The 22271-nt window shown below is 63.0% G+C and carries 26 protein-coding genes and 1 tRNA gene; 17 read left to right on the top strand and 10 right to left on the bottom strand.

Annotated features, from left to right (window positions below; translation table 11 throughout):
• Window positions 1-57: 57 nt before the first annotated feature.
• The 4 genes from yajC to FHS96_RS04380 are packed head-to-tail and all read left to right on the top strand — an operon-like array spanning window position 58 to window position 3370.
• Window positions 58-396, top strand: coding sequence for a preprotein translocase subunit YajC (yajC, locus tag FHS96_RS04365; RefSeq protein ID WP_429588188.1), 339 nt, complete (start codon window positions 58-60; stop codon window positions 394-396).
• Window positions 397-403: 7 nt separating this feature from the next.
• Entirely contained in the window at window positions 404-2005 is a 1602-nt protein-coding gene (secD, locus tag FHS96_RS04370) for a protein translocase subunit SecD (RefSeq protein ID WP_429588189.1), read from the top strand.
• 16 nt (window positions 2006-2021) lie between these two features.
• Complete coding sequence (gene secF / locus FHS96_RS04375; RefSeq protein ID WP_429588190.1) at window positions 2022-2984, top strand: protein translocase subunit SecF; 963 nt, start codon at window positions 2022-2024, stop codon at window positions 2982-2984.
• A complete protein-coding gene (locus FHS96_RS04380) occupies window positions 2984-3370 on the top strand; it encodes an Mth938-like domain-containing protein (protein WP_429588192.1) in 387 nt (128 codons plus the stop codon). The genes secF and FHS96_RS04380 overlap by 1 nt, the downstream gene beginning before the upstream one ends.
• 73 nt (window positions 3371-3443) lie before the next feature.
• On the opposite strand, the gene FHS96_RS04385 is transcribed toward FHS96_RS04380, so the two are convergent.
• The 4 genes from FHS96_RS04385 to hspQ form a co-directional block, all read right to left on the bottom strand.
• Window positions 3444-3995, bottom strand: coding sequence for a GNAT family N-acetyltransferase (locus FHS96_RS04385; protein ID WP_429588194.1), 552 nt, complete (start codon window positions 3993-3995; stop codon window positions 3444-3446).
• A 171-nt stretch (window positions 3996-4166) separates the two neighbouring features.
• Window positions 4167-4436, bottom strand: coding sequence for a 50S ribosomal protein L27 (gene rpmA, locus FHS96_RS04390; protein WP_429588195.1), 270 nt, complete (start codon window positions 4434-4436; stop codon window positions 4167-4169).
• Window positions 4437-4465: 29 nt separating this feature from the next.
• Window positions 4466-4783 (bottom strand): 50S ribosomal protein L21, encoded by a 318-nt coding sequence (gene rplU / locus FHS96_RS04395; protein WP_429588197.1) that lies wholly within the window; start codon window positions 4781-4783, stop codon window positions 4466-4468.
• Window positions 4784-4940: 157 nt separating this feature from the next.
• Window positions 4941-5318 carry a heat shock protein HspQ gene (gene hspQ / locus FHS96_RS04400; RefSeq protein WP_429588198.1) on the bottom strand — a complete coding sequence of 126 codons (378 nt, stop codon included), beginning with the start codon at window positions 5316-5318 and terminating at the stop codon, window positions 4941-4943.
• 130 nt (window positions 5319-5448) lie between these two features.
• Here hspQ and FHS96_RS04405 point away from each other — a divergent pair.
• The 8 genes from FHS96_RS04405 to FHS96_RS04440 all read left to right on the top strand — a co-directional run bounded on the left by FHS96_RS04405 (window position 5449) and on the right by FHS96_RS04440 (window position 15029).
• Window positions 5449-5538, top strand: a tRNA-Ser gene (locus FHS96_RS04405).
• 234 nt (window positions 5539-5772) lie between these two features.
• On the top strand, window positions 5773-6534 hold the full coding sequence (locus FHS96_RS04410; protein ID WP_429588199.1) for an SDR family oxidoreductase: 762 nt from the start codon (window positions 5773-5775) through the stop codon (window positions 6532-6534).
• Window positions 6531-7652 carry a glycoside hydrolase family 130 protein gene (locus FHS96_RS04415; protein WP_429588201.1) on the top strand — a complete coding sequence of 374 codons (1122 nt, stop codon included), beginning with the start codon at window positions 6531-6533 and terminating at the stop codon, window positions 7650-7652. The genes FHS96_RS04410 and FHS96_RS04415 overlap by 4 nt, the downstream gene beginning before the upstream one ends.
• A 36-nt stretch (window positions 7653-7688) precedes the next feature.
• The gene (locus FHS96_RS04420) at window positions 7689-8000 is read left to right on the top strand and encodes a hypothetical protein (RefSeq protein WP_429588202.1); all 312 of its coding nucleotides are present in this window, start codon (window positions 7689-7691) and stop codon (window positions 7998-8000) included.
• Window positions 8001-8236: 236 nt separating this feature from the next.
• Window positions 8237-13105, top strand: coding sequence for a PAS domain-containing protein (locus tag FHS96_RS04425; RefSeq protein WP_429588203.1), 4869 nt, complete (start codon window positions 8237-8239; stop codon window positions 13103-13105).
• Window positions 13098-13472, top strand: coding sequence for a response regulator (locus FHS96_RS04430; RefSeq protein WP_429588205.1), 375 nt, complete (start codon window positions 13098-13100; stop codon window positions 13470-13472). The genes FHS96_RS04425 and FHS96_RS04430 overlap by 8 nt, the downstream gene beginning before the upstream one ends.
• Window positions 13473-14133: 661 nt before the next feature.
• Complete coding sequence (locus FHS96_RS04435) at window positions 14134-14568, top strand: NUDIX hydrolase (protein ID WP_429588206.1); 435 nt, start codon at window positions 14134-14136, stop codon at window positions 14566-14568.
• The gene (locus tag FHS96_RS04440; protein WP_429588208.1) at window positions 14565-15029 is read left to right on the top strand and encodes a DUF4267 domain-containing protein; all 465 of its coding nucleotides are present in this window, start codon (window positions 14565-14567) and stop codon (window positions 15027-15029) included. Before FHS96_RS04435 ends, FHS96_RS04440 begins: the two co-directional genes overlap by 4 nt.
• A gap of 145 nt (window positions 15030-15174) precedes the next feature.
• On the opposite strand, the gene FHS96_RS04445 is transcribed toward FHS96_RS04440, so the two are convergent.
• Complete coding sequence (locus FHS96_RS04445; RefSeq protein WP_429588209.1) at window positions 15175-15372, bottom strand: hypothetical protein; 198 nt, start codon at window positions 15370-15372, stop codon at window positions 15175-15177.
• Between the two features lie 138 nt (window positions 15373-15510).
• Here FHS96_RS04445 and FHS96_RS04450 point away from each other — a divergent pair, with 138 nt between their 5' ends.
• Window positions 15511-15816 carry a hypothetical protein gene (locus FHS96_RS04450; RefSeq protein WP_429588211.1) on the top strand — a complete coding sequence of 102 codons (306 nt, stop codon included), beginning with the start codon at window positions 15511-15513 and terminating at the stop codon, window positions 15814-15816.
• A gap of 106 nt (window positions 15817-15922) precedes the next feature.
• Here the strand turns inward: FHS96_RS04450 and FHS96_RS04455 are convergent, their stop codons facing one another.
• The 3 genes from FHS96_RS04455 to FHS96_RS04465 all read right to left on the bottom strand — a co-directional run bounded on the left by FHS96_RS04455 (window position 15923) and on the right by FHS96_RS04465 (window position 18086).
• Window positions 15923-16564 carry a LuxR C-terminal-related transcriptional regulator gene (locus FHS96_RS04455; protein WP_429588212.1) on the bottom strand — a complete coding sequence of 214 codons (642 nt, stop codon included), beginning with the start codon at window positions 16562-16564 and terminating at the stop codon, window positions 15923-15925.
• Between the two features lie 143 nt (window positions 16565-16707).
• Complete coding sequence (locus tag FHS96_RS04460; RefSeq protein WP_429588213.1) at window positions 16708-17307, bottom strand: HWE histidine kinase domain-containing protein; 600 nt, start codon at window positions 17305-17307, stop codon at window positions 16708-16710.
• The gene (locus tag FHS96_RS04465; protein WP_429589616.1) at window positions 17304-18086 is read right to left on the bottom strand and encodes a Crp/Fnr family transcriptional regulator; all 783 of its coding nucleotides are present in this window, start codon (window positions 18084-18086) and stop codon (window positions 17304-17306) included. The genes FHS96_RS04460 and FHS96_RS04465 overlap by 4 nt, the downstream gene beginning before the upstream one ends.
• Before the next feature lie 114 nt (window positions 18087-18200).
• On the opposite strand from FHS96_RS04465, the gene FHS96_RS04470 reads away from it, so the two are divergent.
• From FHS96_RS04470 to FHS96_RS04485, 4 genes are all read left to right on the top strand, one after another.
• Entirely contained in the window at window positions 18201-18557 is a 357-nt protein-coding gene (locus FHS96_RS04470) for a response regulator (protein ID WP_429588214.1), read from the top strand.
• A gap of 114 nt (window positions 18558-18671) precedes the next feature.
• The gene (locus FHS96_RS04475) at window positions 18672-18902 is read left to right on the top strand and encodes a hypothetical protein (protein WP_429588215.1); all 231 of its coding nucleotides are present in this window, start codon (window positions 18672-18674) and stop codon (window positions 18900-18902) included.
• Between the two features lie 176 nt (window positions 18903-19078).
• A complete protein-coding gene (locus tag FHS96_RS04480; RefSeq protein ID WP_429588216.1) occupies window positions 19079-20050 on the top strand; it encodes an SDR family oxidoreductase in 972 nt (323 codons plus the stop codon).
• Between the two features lie 56 nt (window positions 20051-20106).
• Entirely contained in the window at window positions 20107-20715 is a 609-nt protein-coding gene (locus FHS96_RS04485) for a hypothetical protein (protein ID WP_429588217.1), read from the top strand.
• A 203-nt stretch (window positions 20716-20918) separates the two neighbouring features.
• On the opposite strand, the gene FHS96_RS04490 is transcribed toward FHS96_RS04485, so the two are convergent.
• Together FHS96_RS04490 and FHS96_RS04495 are read right to left on the bottom strand one after the other, a co-directional pair.
• The gene (locus tag FHS96_RS04490; protein ID WP_429588218.1) at window positions 20919-21842 is read right to left on the bottom strand and encodes a dimethylarginine dimethylaminohydrolase family protein; all 924 of its coding nucleotides are present in this window, start codon (window positions 21840-21842) and stop codon (window positions 20919-20921) included.
• Window positions 21843-21979: 137 nt separating this feature from the next.
• Complete coding sequence (locus FHS96_RS04495; RefSeq protein ID WP_429588219.1) at window positions 21980-22264, bottom strand: hypothetical protein; 285 nt, start codon at window positions 22262-22264, stop codon at window positions 21980-21982.
• Window positions 22265-22271: the final 7 nt, after the last annotated feature.

Raw genomic sequence — 22271 nt, forward strand, 5'->3', positions numbered from 1 at the left:
CCTTCTCCGGGGACGCGGTGACGCGGCCCCCAAACGCTATTCAGGTCGGCCTCGCCCATGTTTTCCTCTCCCGCTTACGCCCAATCCGCAACCGGCATCGCGTCCGCGGGCGGCGGTACATTCCTGATGATCGGCCAGATGCTGCTGCTGGTCGTCGTCTTTTATTTCCTGATGATCCGCCCGCAGCAGAAGCGGGCCAAGGCGCATCGTGACAAGATCGAGGCGGTGAAGCGTGGCGACGAAGTCGTTACCGGCGGCGGGCTGATCGGCAAGGTGACGAAGGTCGCCGACGATCATGTCGAGGTCGAGATCGCCAACGGCGTCAGGGTGAAGGCGGTCAAGGGCACGCTGACCGACGTGCTGACCGGCGGCGCCTCCAAGCCCGCGAACGACTGATCCGCCGATGCTGATCTTCCCGCGCTGGAAAAAGCTGCTGATCTGGGCGGTCATCGTCTTCGGCGTCCTGTGCGCCGTGCCGAGCTTCCTGCCCGAACGCGTGCTACAGCCCTTGCCGGGTTTCCTCAAGCCGCGCATCAACCTGGGTCTCGACCTTGCCGGCGGCAGCCATCTGCTGCTGGAAGCGAGCGCAGACGAGGTGGCGAAGCTGAAGCTCACCTCGATGGAAGAGCAGATCCGCGCCGAACTGCGCCGCGCCGGCACGACCCGGATCGCGATCGGCGACATTTCGTCGCGAGACGGCCGGCTCGTCTTCATGGTGCGGGATCAGTCGCAGGTCGATGCCGCGGTGGAGCGCATCCGTCCGCTGACGCAGGGCGCCGGCATGACGGGCCAGCGCGATTTCGACGTCACCGTACGGGATGGCAATACGATCAATGTCGTGCCGACCGACGCGGGCATCAAGGCTGGCGTCGACGCCGCGATGGAAGTCGCGACGGAGATCATTCGCAAGCGCATCGACTCGCTCGGCACGCGTGAGGCGACGATCGTGCGCCAGGGCAGCACTCGCATTCTCGTGCAGGTGCCCGGCCTGCAGGATCCGACGCAGGTCAAGAGCCTGATCGGCCAGACCGCGAAGCTGGAGTTCAAGCTCGTCGCGAACCTGTCGCAGGCCGATCTGCTGCAGAATCGCGCGCCCGCCGGCACGCAGATCCTGCCCTACCCAACCAATCCGGGTGGCGTTCCGGTTATCGCCGTGCAGCGCCAGGTGATGGTGTCGGGCGAGGAATTGACCGACGCTTCTCAACAATTCGATCCGCAAAACAACTCGCCGGTCGTCAGCATCCGCTTCAACAGCACCGGTGCAAAGAAATTCGCTCGCGTCACCACCGAGAACGTCGATCGCCCGTTCGCGATCATCCTGGACGGGGTCGTGCTTTCGGCGCCGAACATCAATGAACCGATCACTGGCGGGTCCGCGCAGATTTCGGGCAATTTTACCGTCGAGAGCGCCAACCAACTCGCGATCGCGCTGAAATCCGGTTCGCTGCCAGTGAAGCTCAATGTCGTCGACGAGCGGACGGTGGGGCCCGACCTTGGCGCGGATTCCATTCGCGCCGGCGTGGTCGCGTCGATCGTGGCGGCCGCTGCCGTCATCATCTTCATGTTCGTCAGCTATGGCCGTTTCGGCATCTATGCGAACATCGCCGTCATCATCAACGTGCTGGTGATCCTGGGCGTGATGGGCATTTTCGGCGCGACGCTGACCCTGCCGGGCATCGCCGGCTTCGTGCTGACGATCGGTACCGCGGTGGACGCCAACGTGCTGGTCTATGAGCGTATCCGCGAGGAACGCAGGCGCGGGCGCACGGTGATGCAGTCCGTGGAATTCGGCTACAAGGAAGCGAGCCGCACCATCTTCGAGGCGAATGTGACCCACGCCATCGCCGGCGGTATCATGCTGTTCATGGGCAGCGGGCCGGTGAAGGGTTTTGCGATCGTTCTCCTGATCGGCATTGCGACCTCCGTGTTCACGGCGGTGGTGTTCACGCGCATGCTCGCCGCGGGCTGGCTGCATCGTGCACGTCCCACCGACCTCGTGATCTGACGGACGGAGATACGAGATGAAGCTTCTGAAATTCGTCCCCGACAACACGAACATCCGGTTCGTTGCTGTCCGTCACTGGGCGTTCGCGATCACCTTGATCCTCACCATCCTTGCGGTGGGGGCGACCTTCTACAAGGGGCTAAATCTGGGCGTCGACTTCGTCGGCGGCCTGATGATCGAGGAAACCTTCCCGACCGCGCCCGATTTGGAGCGCGTGCGCAGCGTCGTCGACAGCCTCGGCGTGGGCGAAAGCTCCCTGCAGCAGTTCGGTGACAAGAACACCGTGTCGATCCGCTTGCCGGCGCCTGAAAGCGCCGACCAGGGCGCCACCAACGCCGTGCTCAACAAGGTGCGCGGTGCGCTCGAGAAGGAATTCCCCGGCGCGCGCTTCAACCGTTATGACGCGGTTTCGGGCAAGGTTTCGAACGAACTGGTGACCAACGGCATTCTCGCCGTGGTGCTCGCGGTGTTCGGGATCGCCGTGTTCTCGTGGTTCCGCTACGAGTGGCAGTTCGGCGTCTCCACCTTCGTCGCGATCACGCATGACGTGCTGATCACGCTAGGCTTCTTCGCGATCACCCGGCTGGAGTTCGACCTCAACATCGTGGCCGCCATGCTCACGATCGTCGGCTATTCGATCAACGACAAGATGGTGATCGACGACCGTATTCGCGAGAATATGCGCAAATATCGCAAGATGGACCTGAAGTCGCTGATCGACCTGTCCGTCAACGAGACCTTGCCGCGTACGGTGATGACGACGGTGACGGTCATGCTCGCGCTGCTGTCGCTGCTGCTGCTGGGGGGCCATGTGCTGCGTGGCTTCGCCTCGGCGATGCTGCTGGGTATCTTCGTCGGCACCTATTCGTCGGTCTATGTCTCTTCGTCGCTGCTCATCACGCTCGGCCTCAAGCCGCAGTTCGTCGATCGCAAGACCAAGGCTGCCGATCCCTTCGGCGCGGAGCGGATGCCCGACTGATGGCGCGGCTTGATCGGGAGCCGGTCGCGTCGGGCCCGCTGATCACGGGCATCGCCGCAGGCGGCCGTTTCCGCATCAATGATACGGTGTTCCCGGGCGCGCTGCTGCTGACTCCCGAGGACGCGCAGCCGTGGGACGCACCGGCGCTCGAGCAACTGACGCCGGCGCATGTCGCGACGGTGACGGATATCGCCCGCGCTCCTGAATTCCTGCTGCTCGGCACCGGCGCAACGCTGCGCCGGCCGCCGCGTGCATTCGTGGCAGCGCTCGAGGCGCGGGGCATCGGCGTCGAGGCTATGGACAGCCGCGCTGCCGCGCGCGTGTGGAGCGTGCTGCGCGGGGAAGGGCGCTGGATTGCCGCAGCGTTGATCGCGGCGGGGGAGTGAACGGCATTGCCGCTGCTTGCCCGTTCGCCGGAAGCGCCTGCGGCACCGCCGGCAAACGGGTTAAAACTTGCCTCTACGCCGCCAACGGCATCGGCCCGTTGCAGCTCTCGTCCAGCTCCAGCACATAATGGGCGCTGGCGTCGGCACGGCCGCGCGCGAGGCTGTGGCGCTGCCCGATATGGCCGCTGGGATGGAAGCCCAGCTTAGCCAGGACATGCCCTGAGGCGGGATTGTCGAGATAATGCCAGGCGCTTATACGGCGCAGCCGCAGGCTGTCACGCGCGAGCGCGACGATCGCCTTGCCGGCCTCGGTGGCAAAGCCGAGCCCCCAATAGGGGCGGGCAATCCAGTAGCCGAGTTCGACGGTGCCGTCGGGGCCATCGGCGGTGAGGCCGATGCCACCGATGATCCGGGGCGTTCCTGCAGTGCGGGCGGTGATCAGCAGGCTCGGCAGCCGGGCATCACCATCACGCGCCAGGAAGCGCTCCGCATCGCCCAGCGCATAGGGCCAGGGCGCCCGGCTGAGGTTGCGGACGACCGCTTCCTCGCCGATGGCACGGGACAGGGCCGGGGCATCTTCGTGCCAGCCTGGCCGCAACAATAAACGGGGGGTACGCGCGAACATTTGACTCTCCTCTAATTCGCGCCATGCCGCACTTTTATTGCCGGCAGGCGACAGTTGCGATCGAGGGAGGCAAAAGAAAAGGGAGACCGGGGGCGTCCCGTCTCCCTCATGGATCCGTTTTAGGCGGATCCGGGGTCGCCCCAGGCGGGACGACCCTGGTCAAGTCGTCCGTTATTCGGCCGCAGCCGCAATAGCGTCGACCGAGCAATATTTGCGGCCGAGCTTACCGTCGTGGAATACCACGCGGCCTTCGCCGAGCGCGAAAAGGGTGTGATCCTTGCCGATGCCGACGTTGCGACCCGGATAGACCTTGGTACCGCGCTGGCGCAGGATGATGTTGCCGCCGATGACCTGCTCGCCACCGAACTTCTTCACGCCGAGGCGACGGCCAGCGGAGTCGCGACCGTTACGCGAGGAGCCGCCTGCTTTCTTATGTGCCATCTCGAATTACTCCTTGCTTCTCGCTGCGCTCAGGCTTCGGCCGACTTCTGGTCGCCGATCGACAGGATCTTGAGGATCGTGTGCTGCTGGCGATGGCCGTTGCGGCGGCGATAGTTGTGGCGGCGGCGCTTCTTGAAGACGATGACCTTCTCGCCCTTCGCCTGCGCGATGATCTCGGCCGAAACGGTCAGCCCGTCGGTCGACTTGAGCTCGGAGCCTTCGCCCGCAAGCAGGATGTCGCCCAGCGACACGGTCTCGCCGGCTTCACCGGCAAGCTTCTCGACGACAATCTTGTCTCCGGCGGCGACGCGATACTGCTTGCCGCCCGTGCGCACGATAGCGAACATGGCCCTCATCACTTCTTAAAGCTGAACCCCGCATACGGCGGCGGCGAGAGCCACAACCCAGCGCGGAAAGCCGGCCAACTAGGGGGCGAATGGCGGATTGTCAACCGATTCCGCAGGGTTTCGCCGGCGCGGGGCGCGAACGACGCCCCCGCAACGATCAGTGGCGATGTTCGCGACGCAACTGGTAGCGACCATCGCGATAGCCATCGAACAGGCCGGGGATGCCGGGATGCTCCACAGGCTCCTCGCTGTCGTCATGCATCAGGTTCTGCTGGCTGACATAAGCGATGTAGCTGCTCTCCGCATTCTCGGCGAGCAGATGGTAGAAGGGCTGGTCCTTCGCTGGGCGCGCGCCTTCCGGAATCGATTCATACCATTCTTCGGTGTTGGCGAAGACAGGATCGACATCGAAGATGACGCCGCGGAATTCGAACGACCGGTGCCGCACGACATCGCCAATGGCAAAACGCGCGTGGCTGATCGGCGGCGCGATGCGGTCGGCCGGCAGGTCGTGTGGCAGGCGGGGACTGGTCATACCATCTCATTTAGGGGTTCGTGCGCGGGAGGCAAGATGGTGCTTGGCAAGCGCGATTTCATGCGCTAGTGGCGCCCCTCCTTGACCCGGCCGACGCGGACCACATGGTACGCGTTGTACGTCTCTGAGCGGAGAGGTGGCTGAGAGGTCGAAAGCACCGCACTCGAAATGCGGCGTGCCGGCAACGGTACCGTGGGTTCGAATCCCACCCTCTCCGCCACGACTTTCTGTAGTGATTGTCGTTACCCAACCTCTTGGTAAAGCCTCGGGTTTCACCGTCCAGTGCTACGACGTGGCGCTGCAAGATGCGGCTGATAGCGCCCGCTGCCCCGCGGTTCGACTTCGAGGTTGCGGCTGACCCTCGTATTCCGGTTCAATGGTAACATAGGTCTGCACGCGCGCCGGAACTTGGGCGTGTGTCATGGCTTGTCTCATCATCTCAGGAAGGATGAAGATGACCGGAACCGTCGACCAAGCCGATGCCCATACCGCCCGGCCCAGCCTTGCCGGCCGGCGTGCGATCGTTACGGGCGGCACCACCGGGATCGGGCGAGCGATCGCGGTGTTGCTCGCCGCCGAGGGCGCCAAGGTCTTCGTGTGCGGGCGCCGGCCCGAACATCTGGCGGATGCGCTGGAGCGTATCCGGGAGGTGGGGGAGGGCGAAGGGATCGCGATCGATCTCACCTTGCAACCCGAACTCGACCGGTTCATCGTCGAAGCCGATCGATTCCTGGGCGGCATCGACATCGCGATCATCAACGCCGGCATTGCCGCCGATACGCTGGAGGAGACCGGCGGCGATGACATCCGCTACGTTGTCGATACCAACCTGACCGCGATGATGATGACCGCGAAGCGCGCGGTGGATCATATGGCGGCGGGCAGTGACATCGTCTTCATCGGATCGATGTCCGCTCAGTCGCGTTCGGGCAGTTCGACCGTCTATGCCGCGACCAAAACCGGTGTTCAGGCGTTTGCCGAAGCTCTGCGCGAGGAACTCGCAGAGCGCGACATCAAGGTCGGCAATATCGAGCCGGGGCTGACGGGCTCCGACATGCAGTTGCCCGAGATACCTGTCGAGAAGCAGCGCGAAATGATCCACGCCTCCAAGATGTTGCGGGCCGAAGATATCGCAGCGGCGACCCATTTCATGCTCTCTCAGCCTCGCCGGACGGCGGTATCCCTGATGCGTGTAGAGCCGCGGGTTGCAGGATGAGCGCGTATCCGGTTGATCGGCTGGTTTTCACGCCCGACGATGTCGACCTGTCCCGCTCTCCGCTTGCGGGCAAGCTGGGTGCTGAAACCTATGTGCTCGGCGCGTTCAATCCCGGGCTGACCAGGCTGCCCAACGGCAATCTGTTGATGATGGTTCGCGTCGCCGAGGCTTTGCGCACGCCGGTGTTCGACGGTCATGTCCATGCGATCCGCTGGGATGCCGGCAGCTACGTCCTCGATGCCTGGCCGCTGGCGCTCACGGACACAGCGGATCCGCGCAAGTTCCTGCTGCACGGCGGCGGCTGGAAGGTTATGGCGCTGACCTCGCTGTCCTGGTTGCTGCCAGTGGAACTGAGTGCCGACGGACTGCAGGTAGTGACGGTGCACTATGACCGGGCCGTCGCTCCTCAGGGAGACTGGCAGTGCTATGGCGTGGAGGACGCGCGGATCAGTCGCGTCGGCGACGAATGGATGATGACGACCTGTTCGGTCAGTCCGGAGCGTCATTCGACGACGCTGTACACCTCGGACAACGGCCTCGACTGGCATTTCGACGGTCTGCTGCTCGATCATCAGAATAAGGATATGCTGATCTTCGAGGGCCTGATCGACGATCGATACTGGGCGCAGACCCGCCCACTGGGCGACCTCTATTTCGCTTATCCCCCTGGCAGCGAATGGCGTCCCGGCCCGTCGATCAATCTGGCGACCTCACCCGATGGCCGTCACTGGCGGCCCAATCTTCGACCGGGCATCCGGCCTCATGCCGATACGGTAGCAACCGCACGGATGGGCGGCGGGACGCCACCGATCGAGATCGACGCTGGGTGGCTTACGCTGTGGCACGGCGTGGAGCCGAAGGAGATTGTCGGCATCTATCGCACCTACTGGTCGATACTCGACCGCGACGATCCCAGCGTCACCGTTCACACCGACCATATGCCGCTGCTGGAGGCGAATCCGGATCTCACGCGGCCGCTGGAAGACAAGATGTATGTTCGCGACGTGGTCTTCACGACCGGCATCGCGAGATTTGGCGAGCATTATGTTGTCGCGTCCGGCGAGGCTGATCTCGCCTGCAGGATCACCCACATCCCGAAATCGCGGTTCCAACCGTAGCCAAGACGCTCATCGCCATTCGAAGGGAGAGGTTGAATGAAGGTATTGATTCCGCTGGTCACGCTCCTGCTCGTTGGCGCCTGCGCCGACGATGCCGCCGATAATGTCGCAGACCAACTCGAGAACGCCGCAGACCAGAGCGGTAACATCGCCGCACCCATTCTCGATAATGCTGCGGATGACATTCGCGATGGATCGGTCGACCCCGCCGGTGACGCTCAGAATGCAATGTCCGTCGCGGGCAATGCGCAGGCGGAACAGCAGGTTCCACCCCCCGCCGTCCAGGCTCAGCCACACCAGCCGGGCGACCCCGTGCCGCCACCCAAGACGCGGGGCGAGCCGGATTGATCGGCCACTCGGTCGCGTCCTCCCTGCAGACGGCAGCCTGACCCGAGGCCGGGAGGTGCCTGCACGCTGACGTCTGTATGAAAGCGGGTAATCGTCGACCCACGCGCCAGCCAATGTTCCTAGCATGAGTGATAACCTGTCAGGATAACCCGCTCGCGCGCCGGTGTGGAAGGCGCTACCCTTCCGCCAATCTGGAGCTGGTCGACCTCAAGGCGCAGCGCCGCCGCGGAGGATCGATGTCGAACAGCCACCAGCCACCCGTTCATCCGGCCGCGCAAGGCTTCGTTCCGGTCTGCGCCATCGGTGCGTCGGCGGGTGGCGTCGGCGCATTGCAAACGCTGTTCAGGCTGCTGCCCGACGATCTCGGCTTCGCCTACGTCGTGGTGGTGCATCTGTCCCCGGATCACCCAAGTGCGATGCACGAGATTCTCGGCTCCTGCACCAAGATGCCGGTGCATCAGGTGAGGGACGGGCCGAAGCTGCGGCCGAACTGCGTCTTCGTCATCGCGCCGGATAGGGAGTTGGTGATAGAGGGTGACGAGGTGCGGTCGCGGCCGTTCACCGACCCGCGTGGGCGACGGGCGCCGATCGACATGTTTTTCCGGTCCGTCGCCGCGGGCCGGGGAGACGGCATTGCGGTGGTGCTGACCGGATCCGGCGCCGACGGCGCATTCGGCGTGCGCGCGATCAAGGAAGCGGGCGGCATCGTCATGGTGCAGGAGCCGGCAGAAGCGGGCTTTCCCTCCATGCCGCAGAACGCGATTGCAACCGGCGTGGCCGATGTGGTGGCGCCGCTCGCCCGCCTGGCGGAACGGATAGCCGAAGCCGCGCACAGCAAGGAGGCCGTGCGATCGCTCGACGAGGACGGTGCCGCCAACGACGTGCGCCGCATCGTCGCTTTTCTGCGGACGCGCACCGGCCACGACTTTTCGGGATACAAGCGCTCCACCGTGCTCAGGCGCATTCAACGCCGGATGCAGGTCTGCCAGATCATCGGGCTGGCTGACTATCTGCACTATCTGCGCGCCAATCCGGAGGAGTCCAAGTCGCTGCTTTCCGATCTGCTGATCTCGGTGACGATGTTCTTCCGCGATCCAGAGACCTTCGTCGCCCTCAGCCATCGCGTGATCCAGCCGTTGCTCGAGGCGCGGAGCACGGGTGAAGCAGAAGGCGAGATCCGCGCCTGGGTAGTCGGCTGCGCGACCGGCGAGGAAGCCTACAGTCTCGCCATGCTGTTGCTGGAGGAGGCCGAGCGTCTCAAGCTCAACGTGCCCATCCAGATCTTTGCCACCGACCTCGACGAAGGCGCACTGGCGACTGCACGCGAGGGGCGCTACCCACGCAGCATCGAGGCCGATGTCTCGGTCGAGCGGCTCAAGCGCTTCTTCGTCGATGAGGGCACGCACTATCGCATCGAACGCCAGGTGCGAGACCTGATCCTGTTCGCCGCACACAGCGTGGTGCGGGAGCCCCCGTTCATGCGGCTCGACCTCGTCTCGTGCCGCAACGTGCTGATCTATCTCGAGCGTGCGCTGCAGAACCACGTCAACTCGATCTTCCGCTACGGCCTGAAGGACGATGGCTATCTGTTTCTGGGGACTGCGGAGACCGCCGACACATCCGACAATCTTTTTGCCGTCGTCGATCGCGACGCGCGCATCTATCGCGCGTTGCCGGCGCGTCCGGAATTCGTGCCGACGTTGACCGTCCCGGGACCGTGGAACGCCAGCCGGCCGGCGCTTACGGAAAGCCGGCTTACTGCGTCTCGCCTGGCCGCGGGCGAAGTACTGGGGGAAAGCCACACGGCCGCGCTCGAAGTCAGCGCGCCGCCGAGCGCGTTGGTGGATGCGGAGCAGAGCGTATTGCATCTGTCGCCGAGCGCCGGCCGCTTCATCCTGCTTTCCGCCGGCCCGCTTTCCGGGCGGCTGCCGAGCATCGTCCGCCCCGAACTGCGGCTGGACCTCAAGCTGTCGCTGGAGCGCGCGTTCGAATCCCAGCGGCCGATGATCACCCGGCCGATCGACGTCGCGATGGAAGGCGAGACGCGCCGCGTGCTGCTGCACATCGCGCCGTTACCCTCCGCCGAGGGTGTTGCGCCGCGCGCGATCGTCTATTTCCTCGACAGCGGACCGTCGCCGTCCGAGGGCGTCCAGCAGAGCGCGCCACCGCCGGACGAATTGCAGCACCTGCACAGCGAATTGAAGGTCGCGCAGGAAGCGGAACTGGCAGGCCGCATCCGGCACGAAAGCGTCGTCCAGGAATTGCGCGCCAGCAATGAGGAGTTGCAGTCTCTCAACGAGGAATATCGTTCAACCGCCGAAGAACTGGAAACATCCAAGGAAGAATTGCAGTCGATCAACGAGGAACTGCAGACCGTCAATGCCGAGCTGAAAAGCAAGCTGGGCATCATCTCGGCTGCGCATAACGATCTTCAGAACCTGACCGCCTCGTCGGAAATCGGAACGCTGTTTCTTGATCTCGACCTGCGTATCCGCATGTTCACGCCGCGCGTCGCCGAACTGATCAACATCGCGGAACCCGATGTCGGCCGACCGATCACCAATTTCACGCACCAACTGGACTATGACGGCATCGCAGCCGACGTTCAGCGCGTGCTGCGCGACCTGACGCCGATCGCGCGGGAGGTTCGTACCACCGACGAACGCTGGTTCCTCATCAGGATCAGACCCTATCGTACCACCGACGAGAAGGTCGAAGGCGCCGTCGCCACCTTCGATGACGTCACCGATCGCAAGGAAGCGGCGGAGGCGCTGGCCGACGAGTTGCGCAACACTGCCGTACTCCAGAAGCTCGGCGCTCGGCTGGTCACCGAAGACAATATCCAGACGATCTACGAGGATATCCTGACCGCGGCGATCGAGATCACGCGGGCGAAGGCCGGCACGGTCCAGATACTGGACGATGATACCGAGCAACTGATTGTTCTTGCCACGAGGGGCTTCAGCAAGCGGACGGAAGCCTATTTTCGGCGCGTCGATGCGAGCTCGAAGACTTCCTGCGGCCAGGCACTGCGCAGCGGACAGCGCGCGTTCATGGACTTCGATCCCGCCAGCACGGATTTCGAAGCGCGGCTCCACGTCGAGGATGGAGCGCTCTCGGCGCAGTCGTCCATTCTCGTATCCCGTTCGGGCAGGCCGATCGGCATGGTCTCGACCCATTGGGGGGAACTCGGGCGCCGTCCCTCTGAACGCGAGACCCGCTTCCTCGATCTGCTGGTTCGGCAGGCGACCGACTTGATCGAGCAGAGGCGGGCCGAGGCCGCGCTGCGGGAGAGCGAGTGGCGACTGCGCGAGCGGGAAGCCGATCTCGCCCGTGTTCAGCGGATTGGTGGGGTCGGCGGGCTCAACATCGACATCGCGGCAGGCATGATCAGCCAGCGCTCTCCCGAATATCTGCGGCTTCACGGCCTGCGGCCGGAAGCAGTGCAGGAAGCGCATGCCGACTGGCTCGCGAGGATCCATCCCGACGATGCAGCGCGCGCCGAGCAGACCTTGTTTGCGGCGCTGGAAGGCGACGCGACCTCCTACGAAAGCGAATATCGGATCATTCGCCCGAGCGATCATGCACTGCGCTGGATCGCAGCGCGCGCCGATATCGAACGCGACGCGGATGGCAAGGCGCTACGCCTGGTCGGCGCCCATATCGACATTACCGATCAAAAGACGGTGCAGGAAGCGCTGCGGGAGAGCGAAGAGCGTTTGCGCGGTCTCGGCGAGGCGTCCCACGACATCCTGTGGATCCGTGACGCGGAGACGCTTGCGTGGACGTATCTCACCCCCGCCTTCGAGAAGATCTACGGCCTGACTCGCGCCGAAGTGCTGCGGGGCGACAATTTCCAGAACTGGCTGGATCTGCTTGTCCCCGATGATCGCGACCGCGCGCGGGCAATGATCGACCGCCTGCTGGCGGGCGAGCATGTCGTATTCCAGTATCGCGTCCGCCGACCGCGCGACGGCGAGATCCGTTGGTTGCGCGATACCGACTTTCCTATCCTCGACGAACATGGACGCGTCACCAGCTTCGGCGGCATCGGGCAGGACGTAACCTCGCTCAAAGCGGCGGAAGAGAGCCTACGGACCAGCGAGGAGCGGCTGCGCAGCGCCACCGAAGTGGCCAAGTTCGCACTTTGGGACTGGAACATCGCCACCGGCGAGCTCGCCTGGTCAGACGAGCATTTCCGCATGCAGGGCTATGGCGTGGGCGAGGTTGCGCCCAGCTATGATGCGTGGGTGGCCCGCATCCACCCCGACGATCGGGCGGAGGCGGAGGCGAAGCTTGCCCGCGCGCGCGACAGCAAGACCGAATATGTCCATGAGTTCCGCAGCCTGCATCCGGATGGCTCCGTGCACTGGCTTTCCGGACGAGGGCGCTTCTTCTACAGCGAGGCCGGCGAGCCGGTCCGAATGATCGGTGCGATGCTGGAAACCACGGAACGGCGCAAGCTGGAAGAGCGGCAGCAGGTGCTGATCGGTGAACTGCAGCATCGCACGCGCAATCTGATCGGCGTGGTCCGCTCGATGGCGGACAAAACGGCGCGTGCCAGCAGCGATCTTGAGGATTTCCGCGCCCGGTTCCGCGACAGGCTCGACGCGCTCTCGCGCGTGCAGGGGCTGCTCTCCCGCCTAAGCGACCGCGATCGCGTCACGTTCGACGACCTGATCCGCACGGAACTATCCGCACTGGACGGCAACGCCGAAAAGGTTGTGCTGGAGGGGCCATCAGGCATCCGCTTGCGCTCCTCAACGGTACAGACGCTCTCGCTCGCGATCCATGAACTCGCGACCAATGCGGTGAAATACGGGGCGCTCAGGCAGGCATCCGGACAACTCACGATCCGATGGTCACTCGAACCGTCGATCGATGATGGCAGGCCCTGGCTGCACATCGATTGGCGCGAGACCGGCGTCAAGATGCCTTCAGCCGGTTCACCGCCAAGCGGATTCGGGCAGGGTCGTGAACTGATCGAACAGGCGCTGCCCTATCAGCTCAGCGCCAGGACCTCCTATACTCTGGGACCGGACGGGGTGCATTGTACGATCACCATTCCGATCTCGAAGACGATGGAGACCGGCGAAAATGACTGAACATCTCCTCGACGGCCGTCGCATTCTCGTGGTCGAGGATGAGTATATGCTTGCCGCCGAACTGCGCACCGCACTCATGGAGGTAAATGCCGTCGTTCTCGGGCCCGTCGGCACCGTCGATGCTACACTCGACCTTCTCCGATCCGATCCGCACGTCGATGGCGCCATTCTCGACGTAAACCTGCACGGCGAACCGGTCTATCCTGCGGCCGACGAGCTGGTCGCACGAGGCGTGCCGTTCGTATTCGCGACGGGCTATGACGCGTCGGTAATCCCGAAGCGCTTTGCCCATGTTCTGAGTTGCGACAAGCCAATCAACATCAAGAAGATCGTACAAGCAATCGGTGGAAGTGCTAGAGCTGACTGAAGTCGCTTGAACAAAATCGCATCGAGGATTTAACATCCACCCGGTCAATCGCGCCGGTGCGTTGTAGCACGCTAACGTGTTCGAGACGAGGATCGATTCGATAATAATGCGAGCATATCGGGATCAATGAGATTCCCGATGATGCGCCGAGATCGGGTGTTAATGTCGATGATGACAACGCTATCTACGCTTTCGTCGATCGACAATTTTGCTCTCTTGGCAATGTAATCCAGGCTGTATATCGATGAGAAAAGGCAAAAATTTGCCGCGCCCTGCCACCAAAGGTCACTTTGCTTGAGCGTGCTTCTGAGCTGATCTTGAAGTCCCCGTGCTCGCTCCTCGCAGGTCAATTCCCATCCGTCGGCATTGTGGATCTTGAATGCGACCCAATATCGGCTTTCCAATCGCAACCCCCGCCCAGGATTGATGATATTACGCATCGGCAGGGGCTTACTCGCCATGACGTGGCCGCCGTTCAATGCCGTTGCAGCGCCAAATCAACCGAAATTAAACGATATGCGCGCTGCGGTGTTGTCGGGATGCCGATGCAGTCAACAAGTTTCGCTGAGGCGGCGAGCACCCGTGATCGCTTGAAGCGGATCTTGGACAACAACGAGCGTGAATCATCACACATGTTGGTGCCTGAAGGCGATCAGGCTCTATGCTCAGATCCGTGGATCAATCAGCCGCCATACCGTATCGCGTCCAGGCCGACGGCCAGACCGAATTGATGTTGGTGACTTCGCGCACGCGCGGGCACTGGATTGTGCCCAAGGGGCGCGTGACCACGGGATCACCCGCCCACCAATCGGCGGCGCGCGAGGCATTCGAGGAAGCGGGGGTGATCGGCGACGTTACGTCGCACCCGATCGGTCGCTATCACGAGCGCAAGGCAGGCGGCGATGGCGAACGCATCGCGTTGGTGGTGCGTGCCTTTCCCCTGCGCGTGGTGGAAGAACTCGACACCTGGCCTGAGATGGACATTCGCAAGCGGCGATGGTTCCCGCTGGACGAGGCGGTGAAGGCTATCCGCAACCCGGGGCTGCGTGCCCTTTTGGTTGAGCTCGTCGAGCGCCAACGGCGCAGATCGCGGTGACAGGGCGCGAGCGGTGGTACGGCGCAGAGAAAGCGCCCGGGGTAGTCCGTGCGCTCGTCTTGATAATTTCCTGCCTGTTCTTCGTGCTAGGCTTTATCTTCGTCCTCGCACCTGCCTGGGGCATCGCGATCTATGGTCTTGACCCCGTCGGCGCTTCTGCCCTGCCTTATGTGCGGGCGCTGGGATGTCGCGATCTCGCTCTTGCTGCCTATCTGGTGGGCCTGAACCTGCTTGGGGACCGCAAACCGCTCGCTACCGTCCTTCTCGCAACCGCCATCATCCCATGCGGAGATATGATCCTGCTGGCAGGCGCGGCGGGTGTCGGGATGGTTAACTATCTCCTCCACGCTGGAAGCCTGCTGTGCTTCGTCGGCCTCGGACTGTGGGTGTACGTATCGAAGGGCGCAAAGCCCGTGCCGAGCCGCAGGCGGGGCAAGCTTCCCGCCGATCGCCTCAGATAGCATCGCTGCACGACGATGATCCGCCGAGGGGGGAGCCGTTATTAGCGGCTTATTCTGACTATCGACATGTCCGGCCCTGTTCCCTAGCTTCCTGGGCGCAGTCGCGTTCATCGCGGCCGAATAGCGCTCGATACCGGTCCGTTTCTCAAGGATTGCGATCACGTGCGCGGTCTTCATCGGAAAGTTGTTCGCGCAACTCCCGCGTGGCTTGCTCTGTGCGCTGCCGGTCGGCCGGCGTGCGTTTGCGATTGCGCAGTATCGCAAAGGCCAGGGCTGCTAGGAGCAGGATTGGTCCCACGATCGTGACAACGCCGTAGAGGCCGCCGCTGAACAGTTCGTTCATTCTCACTCTCCAATGAAATGTTCTTGAACCCCTCGCGGAGAACGCCTCAACCCAAAGAAAGTGACGGGGTGCGCATGGCGCGCGAGCAACATCGGCGTCTGGGAGGCGTTTGGTCATCAACAGCTTGGGAGATGTTCCATGGATCGTGACGTGTATCGCAGCCCCGCAACCCAGACGGGCTATCGCGGAGACCTCGACGCCGAGGCCGCTGAGCCGGCCGGCAAGGCGGCGCGGCGGGACGGTCTTTCCGCCGAGGAAAATCGCGGCAAGCGCGCACCCCGCTCTGGTAGCGGTGCCGTAATCGGCAGCGGGGCAGGTGCCGGTGGCGGTGGCGGGGCCGAGGATCATGATTCTGATGCGGTCGGCGGCGGTGGCGCGGTTCACCACGATCATGATCGGCCGGTGGGGAAGGGCGCAGACGGCGCCAAGGGAGGAAGCCGATAGCCAACGCAGCCGCTGCAATTATCGGGTCACGCACGCCTGTGTCACCGGCCTGAAACCGCCTTCGACAACGGCAAGGCGTTAGCGCTCATGCACGTGGCCGTGCCTGTCAGATGAGGCATTCCTCGCGTGCCAGCAGTGCTGCCTGCGTGCGATTGCGAACCTCCAGTTTTCGGAACAGCCTTTTCAAGGCAAGCTTGATCGTCGGCTCGCTCAGATCCAGCCGCCGCGCGATGAGCTTGGTCGGATGGCCATCGACCAATTCCGCGAGAATGTCGCGGTCACGTGGCGTCAGACCTCTCGGCTGCTGCGCCATCTTCGCAAGTGGCGAGGGGATAGTTCGATTGGCCAGCGCTTCAATGACGAGGGCAGGCAGCACGCGTTCCCCGTTAATTGCGATTGCGATGCGAAGAAGCAGCGATCGGCATGAGGCATCGTCCGACAGGTAGCCATAGGCGCCGAACGCAAAAAGGGTGATGATCCGGTCCAGCGGCAGATTCGGGCCGAAAATGAGAATTCTGGCTCCCGGTTGCATCTGCTGCAGCTGGATCATGCTTGCGCACTCGCTCCCTGCCGCAAGATCGGCACCGATGATGATGAGACGGGTGGCGCCAGGCGGGCAAGGTTGAAGCAGGGCAGGGTTGTCCACAGACTGCACCACCGTGAAGCCGGCATGAGCCAGGATTTTTTCGAGCCCCATCATGATAACCGGTTTGCTGAAGATAAGGGAAATTGCGATCTCGGTTTGCACGATAAACCCCTCTTCCTGAGGATCGAACTGTTATTCGCTTCGGTCAAAGAGGCACTCACATAGGTGAGGGGCAGTTTTTGTTACCGCGATTGCCCAGTTGCTCTATCCGGCGCGACATCAATCATCATCAACGGCCTTGTCGGTCAGCGGATGAGATTGGCCGACGGAAGGTCGGCCACCCACTGCCTGCCGGCCCCGTGATCCTCCTCGCGAAGCGAGCTGCGGAGCTCATAGCTGAATGCGCGGGTGAGCCAGCCGCAATCGCAGCCACCGCTGGACTGGTCTCTCCAGATCAGTTTCAGGGAGCCGTCTTCGCGCTCGCGCCACAGGACGGCCAGCTTCGCGCTGGGCGTCGCGACGATGCCAAGGGCCAACTCGTGGATGAGCAGCGCCACCAGCCCCGCCGCCCGGGCCTTGAGCCGGACTTCCGGGCCTTCGACCTGAACCGGCCATTCGGGCCTGATCCCGAAGGTCATCAGTTCGTCGCGGACCAGGCTGTCGAGATCCGCGCCGGCGGCGATGTCGCGCAAGAGCGCGGACTGCGCACGCGCCAGCGCGTCTATCCGCGCCGCAAGCCTATCGCAGCCTTCTTGTCGCTCCCCCTCCATCGTTTGGCGGGCGAGGGCGCGAATAACGGATAGCACATTACGAAAATGACGTATCAGTTCACGGTTCCGCTCGTCCATTTCGGGGGAATAGGCCGAAGGAGGGCTGATCAGGCCGGAGTCCTTGCCCAGGGTCATGGTGCGACGATCCCGATCGCGGGTTTCGCTCCAGCATGTGCCTGTTCGGGCTGCATATGAAGGTAGGACGGTGAGAAAAGCGACAGGTCGGACAAGGATTCGAAATCGAGGATCCGGAGCGTGCGATTGTGGAGGTTGATGAGCTCGCGGCCGCGCAATTCCTGCAGCGTGCGATTGACATGGACTGCAGTCAGCCCGGTGGCGTCAGCGATGTCGTTTTGCGTGATAGGTAGTTCGAACGCCCCGCCCTCGGCAAGCCCGACCGCGCGCATCCGGACGAACAGTTCACAGAATAGATGGCCGATCCGCTCGATAGCGATCCGTTGTCCGAGATTGAGTGTCCATTCCCGCTGGATCGAAAGGCCTGCGAGAAGCTGAATCCATAAAGCCCGCGCAATTCCAGGGTGCTGCTCGGTGAGCCGTTTCAGGACGTCATGTGCGATCTCGACATGATGGACGCGGGTGATAGCCCCCAGAGAATGATCCATCTCGACAAGAAGCGAGTTGTTCAGGTCGCATAGATCCCCGGGCACCAGGAAGCCGACGATCTGCTTGCGGCCGTCTTCCAGCATCTTATAGCGGCACGCCCAGCCCTTGACGATGAGGAATACCGCCCGCGGCGCCTCACCCTCGCGTATCAGATCGTAGCGGGCCTCTGCCGTTCGCAGCGGTCCCAGAGCAGACGGGCGCAAAAACTGCGCCTCTTCTGCGGTGAGGGCGCTGAACCGGGCCAGATGCCGGCTGAGGACTTGGTCAAACTCGGTCGCTAGGGCGTTCATCACCACAGGCTAGGACATCCTGGCGATCCGAAGATTCACCCATGTTATTTTATTGCGTGAGGGCGAGCTTTAGCTCGCTTGCTTAATTCTCTGTTCGTTAGAAATGGGGTCAAGATGTCGTCAGCGCTGCCTAAGTTGCTCGTAGTCGAAGATGAGTATTTCATCGCAACGGAGCTCGCACAAATTTTGCGGGAATCGAATTTTGAAGTGCTTGGGCCGGTGTCGTCGATCGGCGATGCGATGTGTATAGTCGATAGTGAGAAGATCGATGGTGCCGTGCTAGATCTTAACCTCGACGGCGAACTCACTTTCGAGCTCGCTCGGATGCTGCAGGAACGTGGCATCCCGATCGTCATCGTGACGGGCTATGATCGGCATTACGTTCCCGATGAACTTGGTGACGTACCAGTTTTCCGAAAGCCGTTCGTAGCCACGGAGTTGGAGGAAGCATTGAGCCGTCTCCGCATTTAGCGGCGCATCCGCCGACAAGTTCATAACAGAAGTTGGTTTCCACGCCGGAAGGCTGAGGATCTGCGGAACCAGCAGGGCGGCAAGGCGTCCAGTTTCCATAGTCTGGAGATGCTGATGACCCAGTGTAGCGAACGCTGGCCTGAGGGCGAGAGCCGTCATGACCGGCTGGCAATGTACCGCCATTATGTGCGGCGCGCCCAAGCGAGCATAGACGCTGCGCACGCGGAGGTGCTGCTTCAACGCAAGTATATCCATCTGGAAGCGGCTCAGCGCTGGACTTCGCTGGCGGAGAAGATGACGTTCGTCGAGCAACGGCGGGCCGAGCGCGCCTTGGCGCTCGCTTAGCCCGACGATTGCGCTCAGTGAGGCGCGGTCACGGTCACAGCTCCATCTTGCCGAAAAATGTCGCCGAGGCCGGTCTTTCGCATCGCTCGCGATAGGCGCTGTGCCGTCAATGCCGGGCTGGAAGTCGGCCGGGCAAAGCCGTCTTGCGCGCCACTCTTTCGAACGAAGGAAATTTGATGGTCGATTCCAGCAACCGGAGGGACATCTTGAAGGCGACGGCGATGTCCACTGCCGCGCTCGCCGCGGGACCGGCCTTTGCCGCGAGCGGTGCGACCGCCGATCCGAAGACGCGCTATCCGACCGAGCCCTTCGCCGAACAAAAACAGAAATGGCCCGCGCTACAGCGCGATATGCGGCCGGTGCCCGACTGCGGCGAGGCCAGCTATCGCGGGAGCGGTCGGCTGGCGGGTCGCAAGGCCCTGCTGACGGGAGGTGATTCCGGGATCGGCCGTGCGGCCGCGATCGCATTTTCCCGCGAAGGTGCAGATGTCGCGATCAACTATTATCCGACTGAAGAGCCCGATGCGCAGGACGTTGCGCGGCTGTTGCGCGGAGAAGGCCGGAAGATCGTGCTGATTCCGGGCGATCTCACCGACGCCGATTTTTGTCGCGACCTGGTCGCCAAGGCAGCGAAGGGATTGGGCGGGCTTGACATCGTCGTCAACAACGCCGCCTATCAGCAGTCGAAGGCCTCGATCGACGAGATCAGCGCGGAGCAGTTCGATCGGACGATGAAGACCAACGTCTACGCGATGTTCCATATCAGCAAGGCCGCGATCCCGCTGATGAGGCCCGGTGCGTGCTTCATCAATACGGCTTCGGTGAATTCGGTCGATCCGGGGAAGGAGTTGCTGGACTACGCCACCACCAAGGCGGCCATCATGGTCTTCACCAAGGGCCTTGCGAAGCAGCTTGCGCCCAGGGGCATACGGGTGAACGCCGTGGCGCCAGGGCCGGTCTGGACCCCGCTTCAGGTTGCAGGGGGGCAACTGCCGGGAAAACTCGGCGAGTTCGGCCAGGATACGCCGCTTGGCCGTGCTGGCCAGCCGGCCGAACTCGCGTCGCTTTACGTGACCTTGGCCGACAGCGGAACGAGCTTCACGACGGGAAGCGTTTTCGGCGCCAACGGTGGGACGGGCGCAATCTGACGCGGAGATGATTGCGCGGCGCTGCGACGACTGCGTTCGCCGCGCGTTGACGGATCATGACGCGCCCCCTCAAGGTTTTCCGAACGCCGATCGGCTTCCACGACGCATATGTCGCAGCCCCCAGCCAGAAGGCGGCGCTGGCAGCGTGGGGAAGCGATGTCGACCTCTTCGCGCGGGGCTCCGCCGAACGGGTGACGGATGAGGCACTCACGCGTGAGCCGCTCGCATCGCCAGGGACGGTGATCCGCCGGGCGCGTGGCACGGCGGAAGAGCATCTGGCGGCACTTCCCAAGGAAAAACCTCCCGCGCCACGGCCGCCGCGTGCAAAGGCGCCGGAGATGAGCTCTCTCCGTCCCAAGAAGGCGAGTAAGGCTCAGGCCAGCAGCATATCGCGGCCCACCGAGCAAAAACCGCCGCCGCGCAAGGCTCCGCCCCGCAAACCACGGCCTTCCCGAGCGTCGCTTGAAGCGGCCGAACAGGCGCTGGCGCAGGCGCAAACCGCGCGCAAGGATGCTGCTGCCGAAATGCGCCGCCGCGAACAGCGCCTGCAGGAGGAGCGGCGCGCGCTTGAGCGCCGGCATAACGCTGAGGTTGCAAAGATGGAAGCGCGGGTCGCAAAGGCCGAAGCGCGTTATCGATCGGCACTCGACAAATGGCGTAATTGAAAGACGGTCAGACGCGGCCGGAAAAAAGCGGCGGAGTCAGACTCCGCCGCTTCCAGTTAGGGTCACGAACCGGGGCTCCGGCGCGAGCTCCGCCGACTGCGGGTACGATGGAGCTGCCGCTGACTTTGATCCTGTCGAGCATGCGCTTCGCTTACAGGGATCAGTATTTTTGAATTTCTGAACGTGCCGATACAGTGGCACTTTCAGTGTCGCGTCGTGCGGACGCGATGCAGCGGCATGGTCAGACAATGAACGCCGCCGCCGCAGCGCGTAAACTGTTCGATTTGCAATGCTTCCACTTTATATCCGCGCGCGCGTAATTCGATATTGACGCGCTCATTCGACGATGCGGTAAGAAGCCGTCTGTACCCCAGCGAAAGAACGTTGCACCCGAGCGTGCGCGCTTCCTTGTATGTCACCGGGATGGTGGTGATGCCATGCGCCTGAAGCTGACCCAGGAAATCGTCGGAAAGAACATCCGTACAGGCGAGCGCCAGATCGTCGTCAACCATCGCGAACTGCGTATCGAGATGCAGGAAATGCGGATCGAATGGATAGATGATCACTGACCAGCCATGTTCTGCAAACAGCCGCGCCACTTGATCGGCGCCGCGCTGATCGGTGCGTTCGCCCGAGCATCCGATCACGACCAGTCCGTTCCGGATAATCGCGATGTCGCCGCCCTCGGCGGTGCCAGCTGTCACGCGGGCAACAGGAGAGACGCCGATGCCGGCCAATGCGGATAACGCCTCTTCCACTTCGCCGATGCGGTGCTGCATTGCCGGGCGCAGCCCGAGCACCCCCCATGGCGTCGTGACCAATGCATCGCGCATGAAACACATGTCCGGCATGGTTTCGTCCGGGGTGATCAGATGGCAGCGGATACCATGGCGATCGAGTGCGGCTTGCAAGGCGCGATGTTGCCCGGCGGCGATGGATCCGCTGGTCGAGAAGCCGTCGCGCAACGCTTCCCGCGTGACTGAACAGCAGGGGATGGGGCGGAGAAACGCAGGTCTGCAGAGAAGAACGTCCGTGAGCGGGTCAGTCTCGCTGTATACGCTGCAATTACGCTGCCTGGTTGTGGTTGCCTGGCTGCTGCCGATCATCGACATGAAATCCTGTTTCATGGCATTCATCCCTCATAGTGAAGAGACTAGCGCCCGAACGGGATGCGAGTTCCGCTGCTCAACATTGATCAATTGAACAGGCGGCGAGGGATCAACCGCTGTCGATTGCAAGGTAACGGCCACACAACCGTTCGCGGTCAATCGGCCGCGGTGCCATCTGCAGTGTCGCTGCGGTTCCCCGATTTCGCGCCCTGCCCAAGACCTTGGTCAGTCGTGCCCAGCGACGTATCGCCGATCCCGGATGGGCCGGAGGATCTTTCGCCGCCCAGCCCGTTGGTCATCGCCTCCGCTTCGCCGACATCGGCAGGGACAGCGCTGTTCGCGGTAATGGCGGCATCCTCGCGTCCCTCGCCACACGCGGTGAGCGCCAGCGGCGCGGCTGCCATGAGGATGGCGCGGCGAACGAACAATGAGCGGTGCATGATCTTC

Source organism: Sphingomonas zeicaulis (assembly GCF_050433225.1).
Taxonomy (GTDB): domain Bacteria; phylum Pseudomonadota; class Alphaproteobacteria; order Sphingomonadales; family Sphingomonadaceae; genus Sphingomonas_D; species Sphingomonas_D zeicaulis.

What these genes read in the sequence shown, in the direction of transcription:
- FHS96_RS04425 (WP_429588203.1), top strand. Translation starts at nt 8,237, where the DNA reads ATGTCGAACAGCCACCAGCCACCCGTTCATCCGGCCGCGCAAGGCTTC.
- secF (WP_429588190.1), top strand. Translation starts at nt 2,022, where the DNA reads ATGAAGCTTCTGAAATTCGTCCCCGACAACACGAACATCCGGTTCGTT.
- FHS96_RS04385 (WP_429588194.1), bottom strand. Translation starts at nt 3,995, where the DNA reads ATGTTCGCGCGTACCCCCCGTTTATTGTTGCGGCCAGGCTGGCACGAA.
- FHS96_RS04495 (WP_429588219.1), bottom strand. Translation starts at nt 22,264, where the DNA reads ATGCACCGCTCATTGTTCGTTCGCCGCGCCATCCTCATGGCAGCCGCG.
- FHS96_RS04485 (WP_429588217.1), top strand. Translation starts at nt 20,107, where the DNA reads ATGACGCGCCCCCTCAAGGTTTTCCGAACGCCGATCGGCTTCCACGAC.
- FHS96_RS04410 (WP_429588199.1), top strand. Translation starts at nt 5,773, where the DNA reads ATGACCGGAACCGTCGACCAAGCCGATGCCCATACCGCCCGGCCCAGC.
- FHS96_RS04445 (WP_429588209.1), bottom strand. Translation starts at nt 15,372, where the DNA reads ATGAACGAACTGTTCAGCGGCGGCCTCTACGGCGTTGTCACGATCGTG.
- FHS96_RS04470 (WP_429588214.1), top strand. Translation starts at nt 18,201, where the DNA reads ATGTCGTCAGCGCTGCCTAAGTTGCTCGTAGTCGAAGATGAGTATTTC.
- rplU (WP_429588197.1), bottom strand. Translation starts at nt 4,783, where the DNA reads ATGTTCGCTATCGTGCGCACGGGCGGCAAGCAGTATCGCGTCGCCGCC.
- FHS96_RS04430 (WP_429588205.1), top strand. Translation starts at nt 13,098, where the DNA reads ATGACTGAACATCTCCTCGACGGCCGTCGCATTCTCGTGGTCGAGGAT.
- FHS96_RS04460 (WP_429588213.1), bottom strand. Translation starts at nt 17,307, where the DNA reads ATGACCCTGGGCAAGGACTCCGGCCTGATCAGCCCTCCTTCGGCCTAT.
- FHS96_RS04450 (WP_429588211.1), top strand. Translation starts at nt 15,511, where the DNA reads ATGGATCGTGACGTGTATCGCAGCCCCGCAACCCAGACGGGCTATCGC.
- FHS96_RS04435 (WP_429588206.1), top strand. Translation starts at nt 14,134, where the DNA reads ATGCTCAGATCCGTGGATCAATCAGCCGCCATACCGTATCGCGTCCAG.
- FHS96_RS04475 (WP_429588215.1), top strand. Translation starts at nt 18,672, where the DNA reads ATGACCCAGTGTAGCGAACGCTGGCCTGAGGGCGAGAGCCGTCATGAC.
- yajC (WP_429588188.1), top strand. Translation starts at nt 58, where the DNA reads ATGTTTTCCTCTCCCGCTTACGCCCAATCCGCAACCGGCATCGCGTCC.
- hspQ (WP_429588198.1), bottom strand. Translation starts at nt 5,318, where the DNA reads ATGACCAGTCCCCGCCTGCCACACGACCTGCCGGCCGACCGCATCGCG.
- FHS96_RS04465 (WP_429589616.1), bottom strand. Translation starts at nt 18,086, where the DNA reads ATGAACGCCCTAGCGACCGAGTTTGACCAAGTCCTCAGCCGGCATCTG.
- secD (WP_429588189.1), top strand. Translation starts at nt 404, where the DNA reads ATGCTGATCTTCCCGCGCTGGAAAAAGCTGCTGATCTGGGCGGTCATC.
- FHS96_RS04420 (WP_429588202.1), top strand. Translation starts at nt 7,689, where the DNA reads ATGAAGGTATTGATTCCGCTGGTCACGCTCCTGCTCGTTGGCGCCTGC.
- FHS96_RS04415 (WP_429588201.1), top strand. Translation starts at nt 6,531, where the DNA reads ATGAGCGCGTATCCGGTTGATCGGCTGGTTTTCACGCCCGACGATGTC.
- FHS96_RS04480 (WP_429588216.1), top strand. Translation starts at nt 19,079, where the DNA reads ATGGTCGATTCCAGCAACCGGAGGGACATCTTGAAGGCGACGGCGATG.
- FHS96_RS04490 (WP_429588218.1), bottom strand. Translation starts at nt 21,842, where the DNA reads ATGAAACAGGATTTCATGTCGATGATCGGCAGCAGCCAGGCAACCACA.
- FHS96_RS04380 (WP_429588192.1), top strand. Translation starts at nt 2,984, where the DNA reads ATGGCGCGGCTTGATCGGGAGCCGGTCGCGTCGGGCCCGCTGATCACG.
- rpmA (WP_429588195.1), bottom strand. Translation starts at nt 4,436, where the DNA reads ATGGCACATAAGAAAGCAGGCGGCTCCTCGCGTAACGGTCGCGACTCC.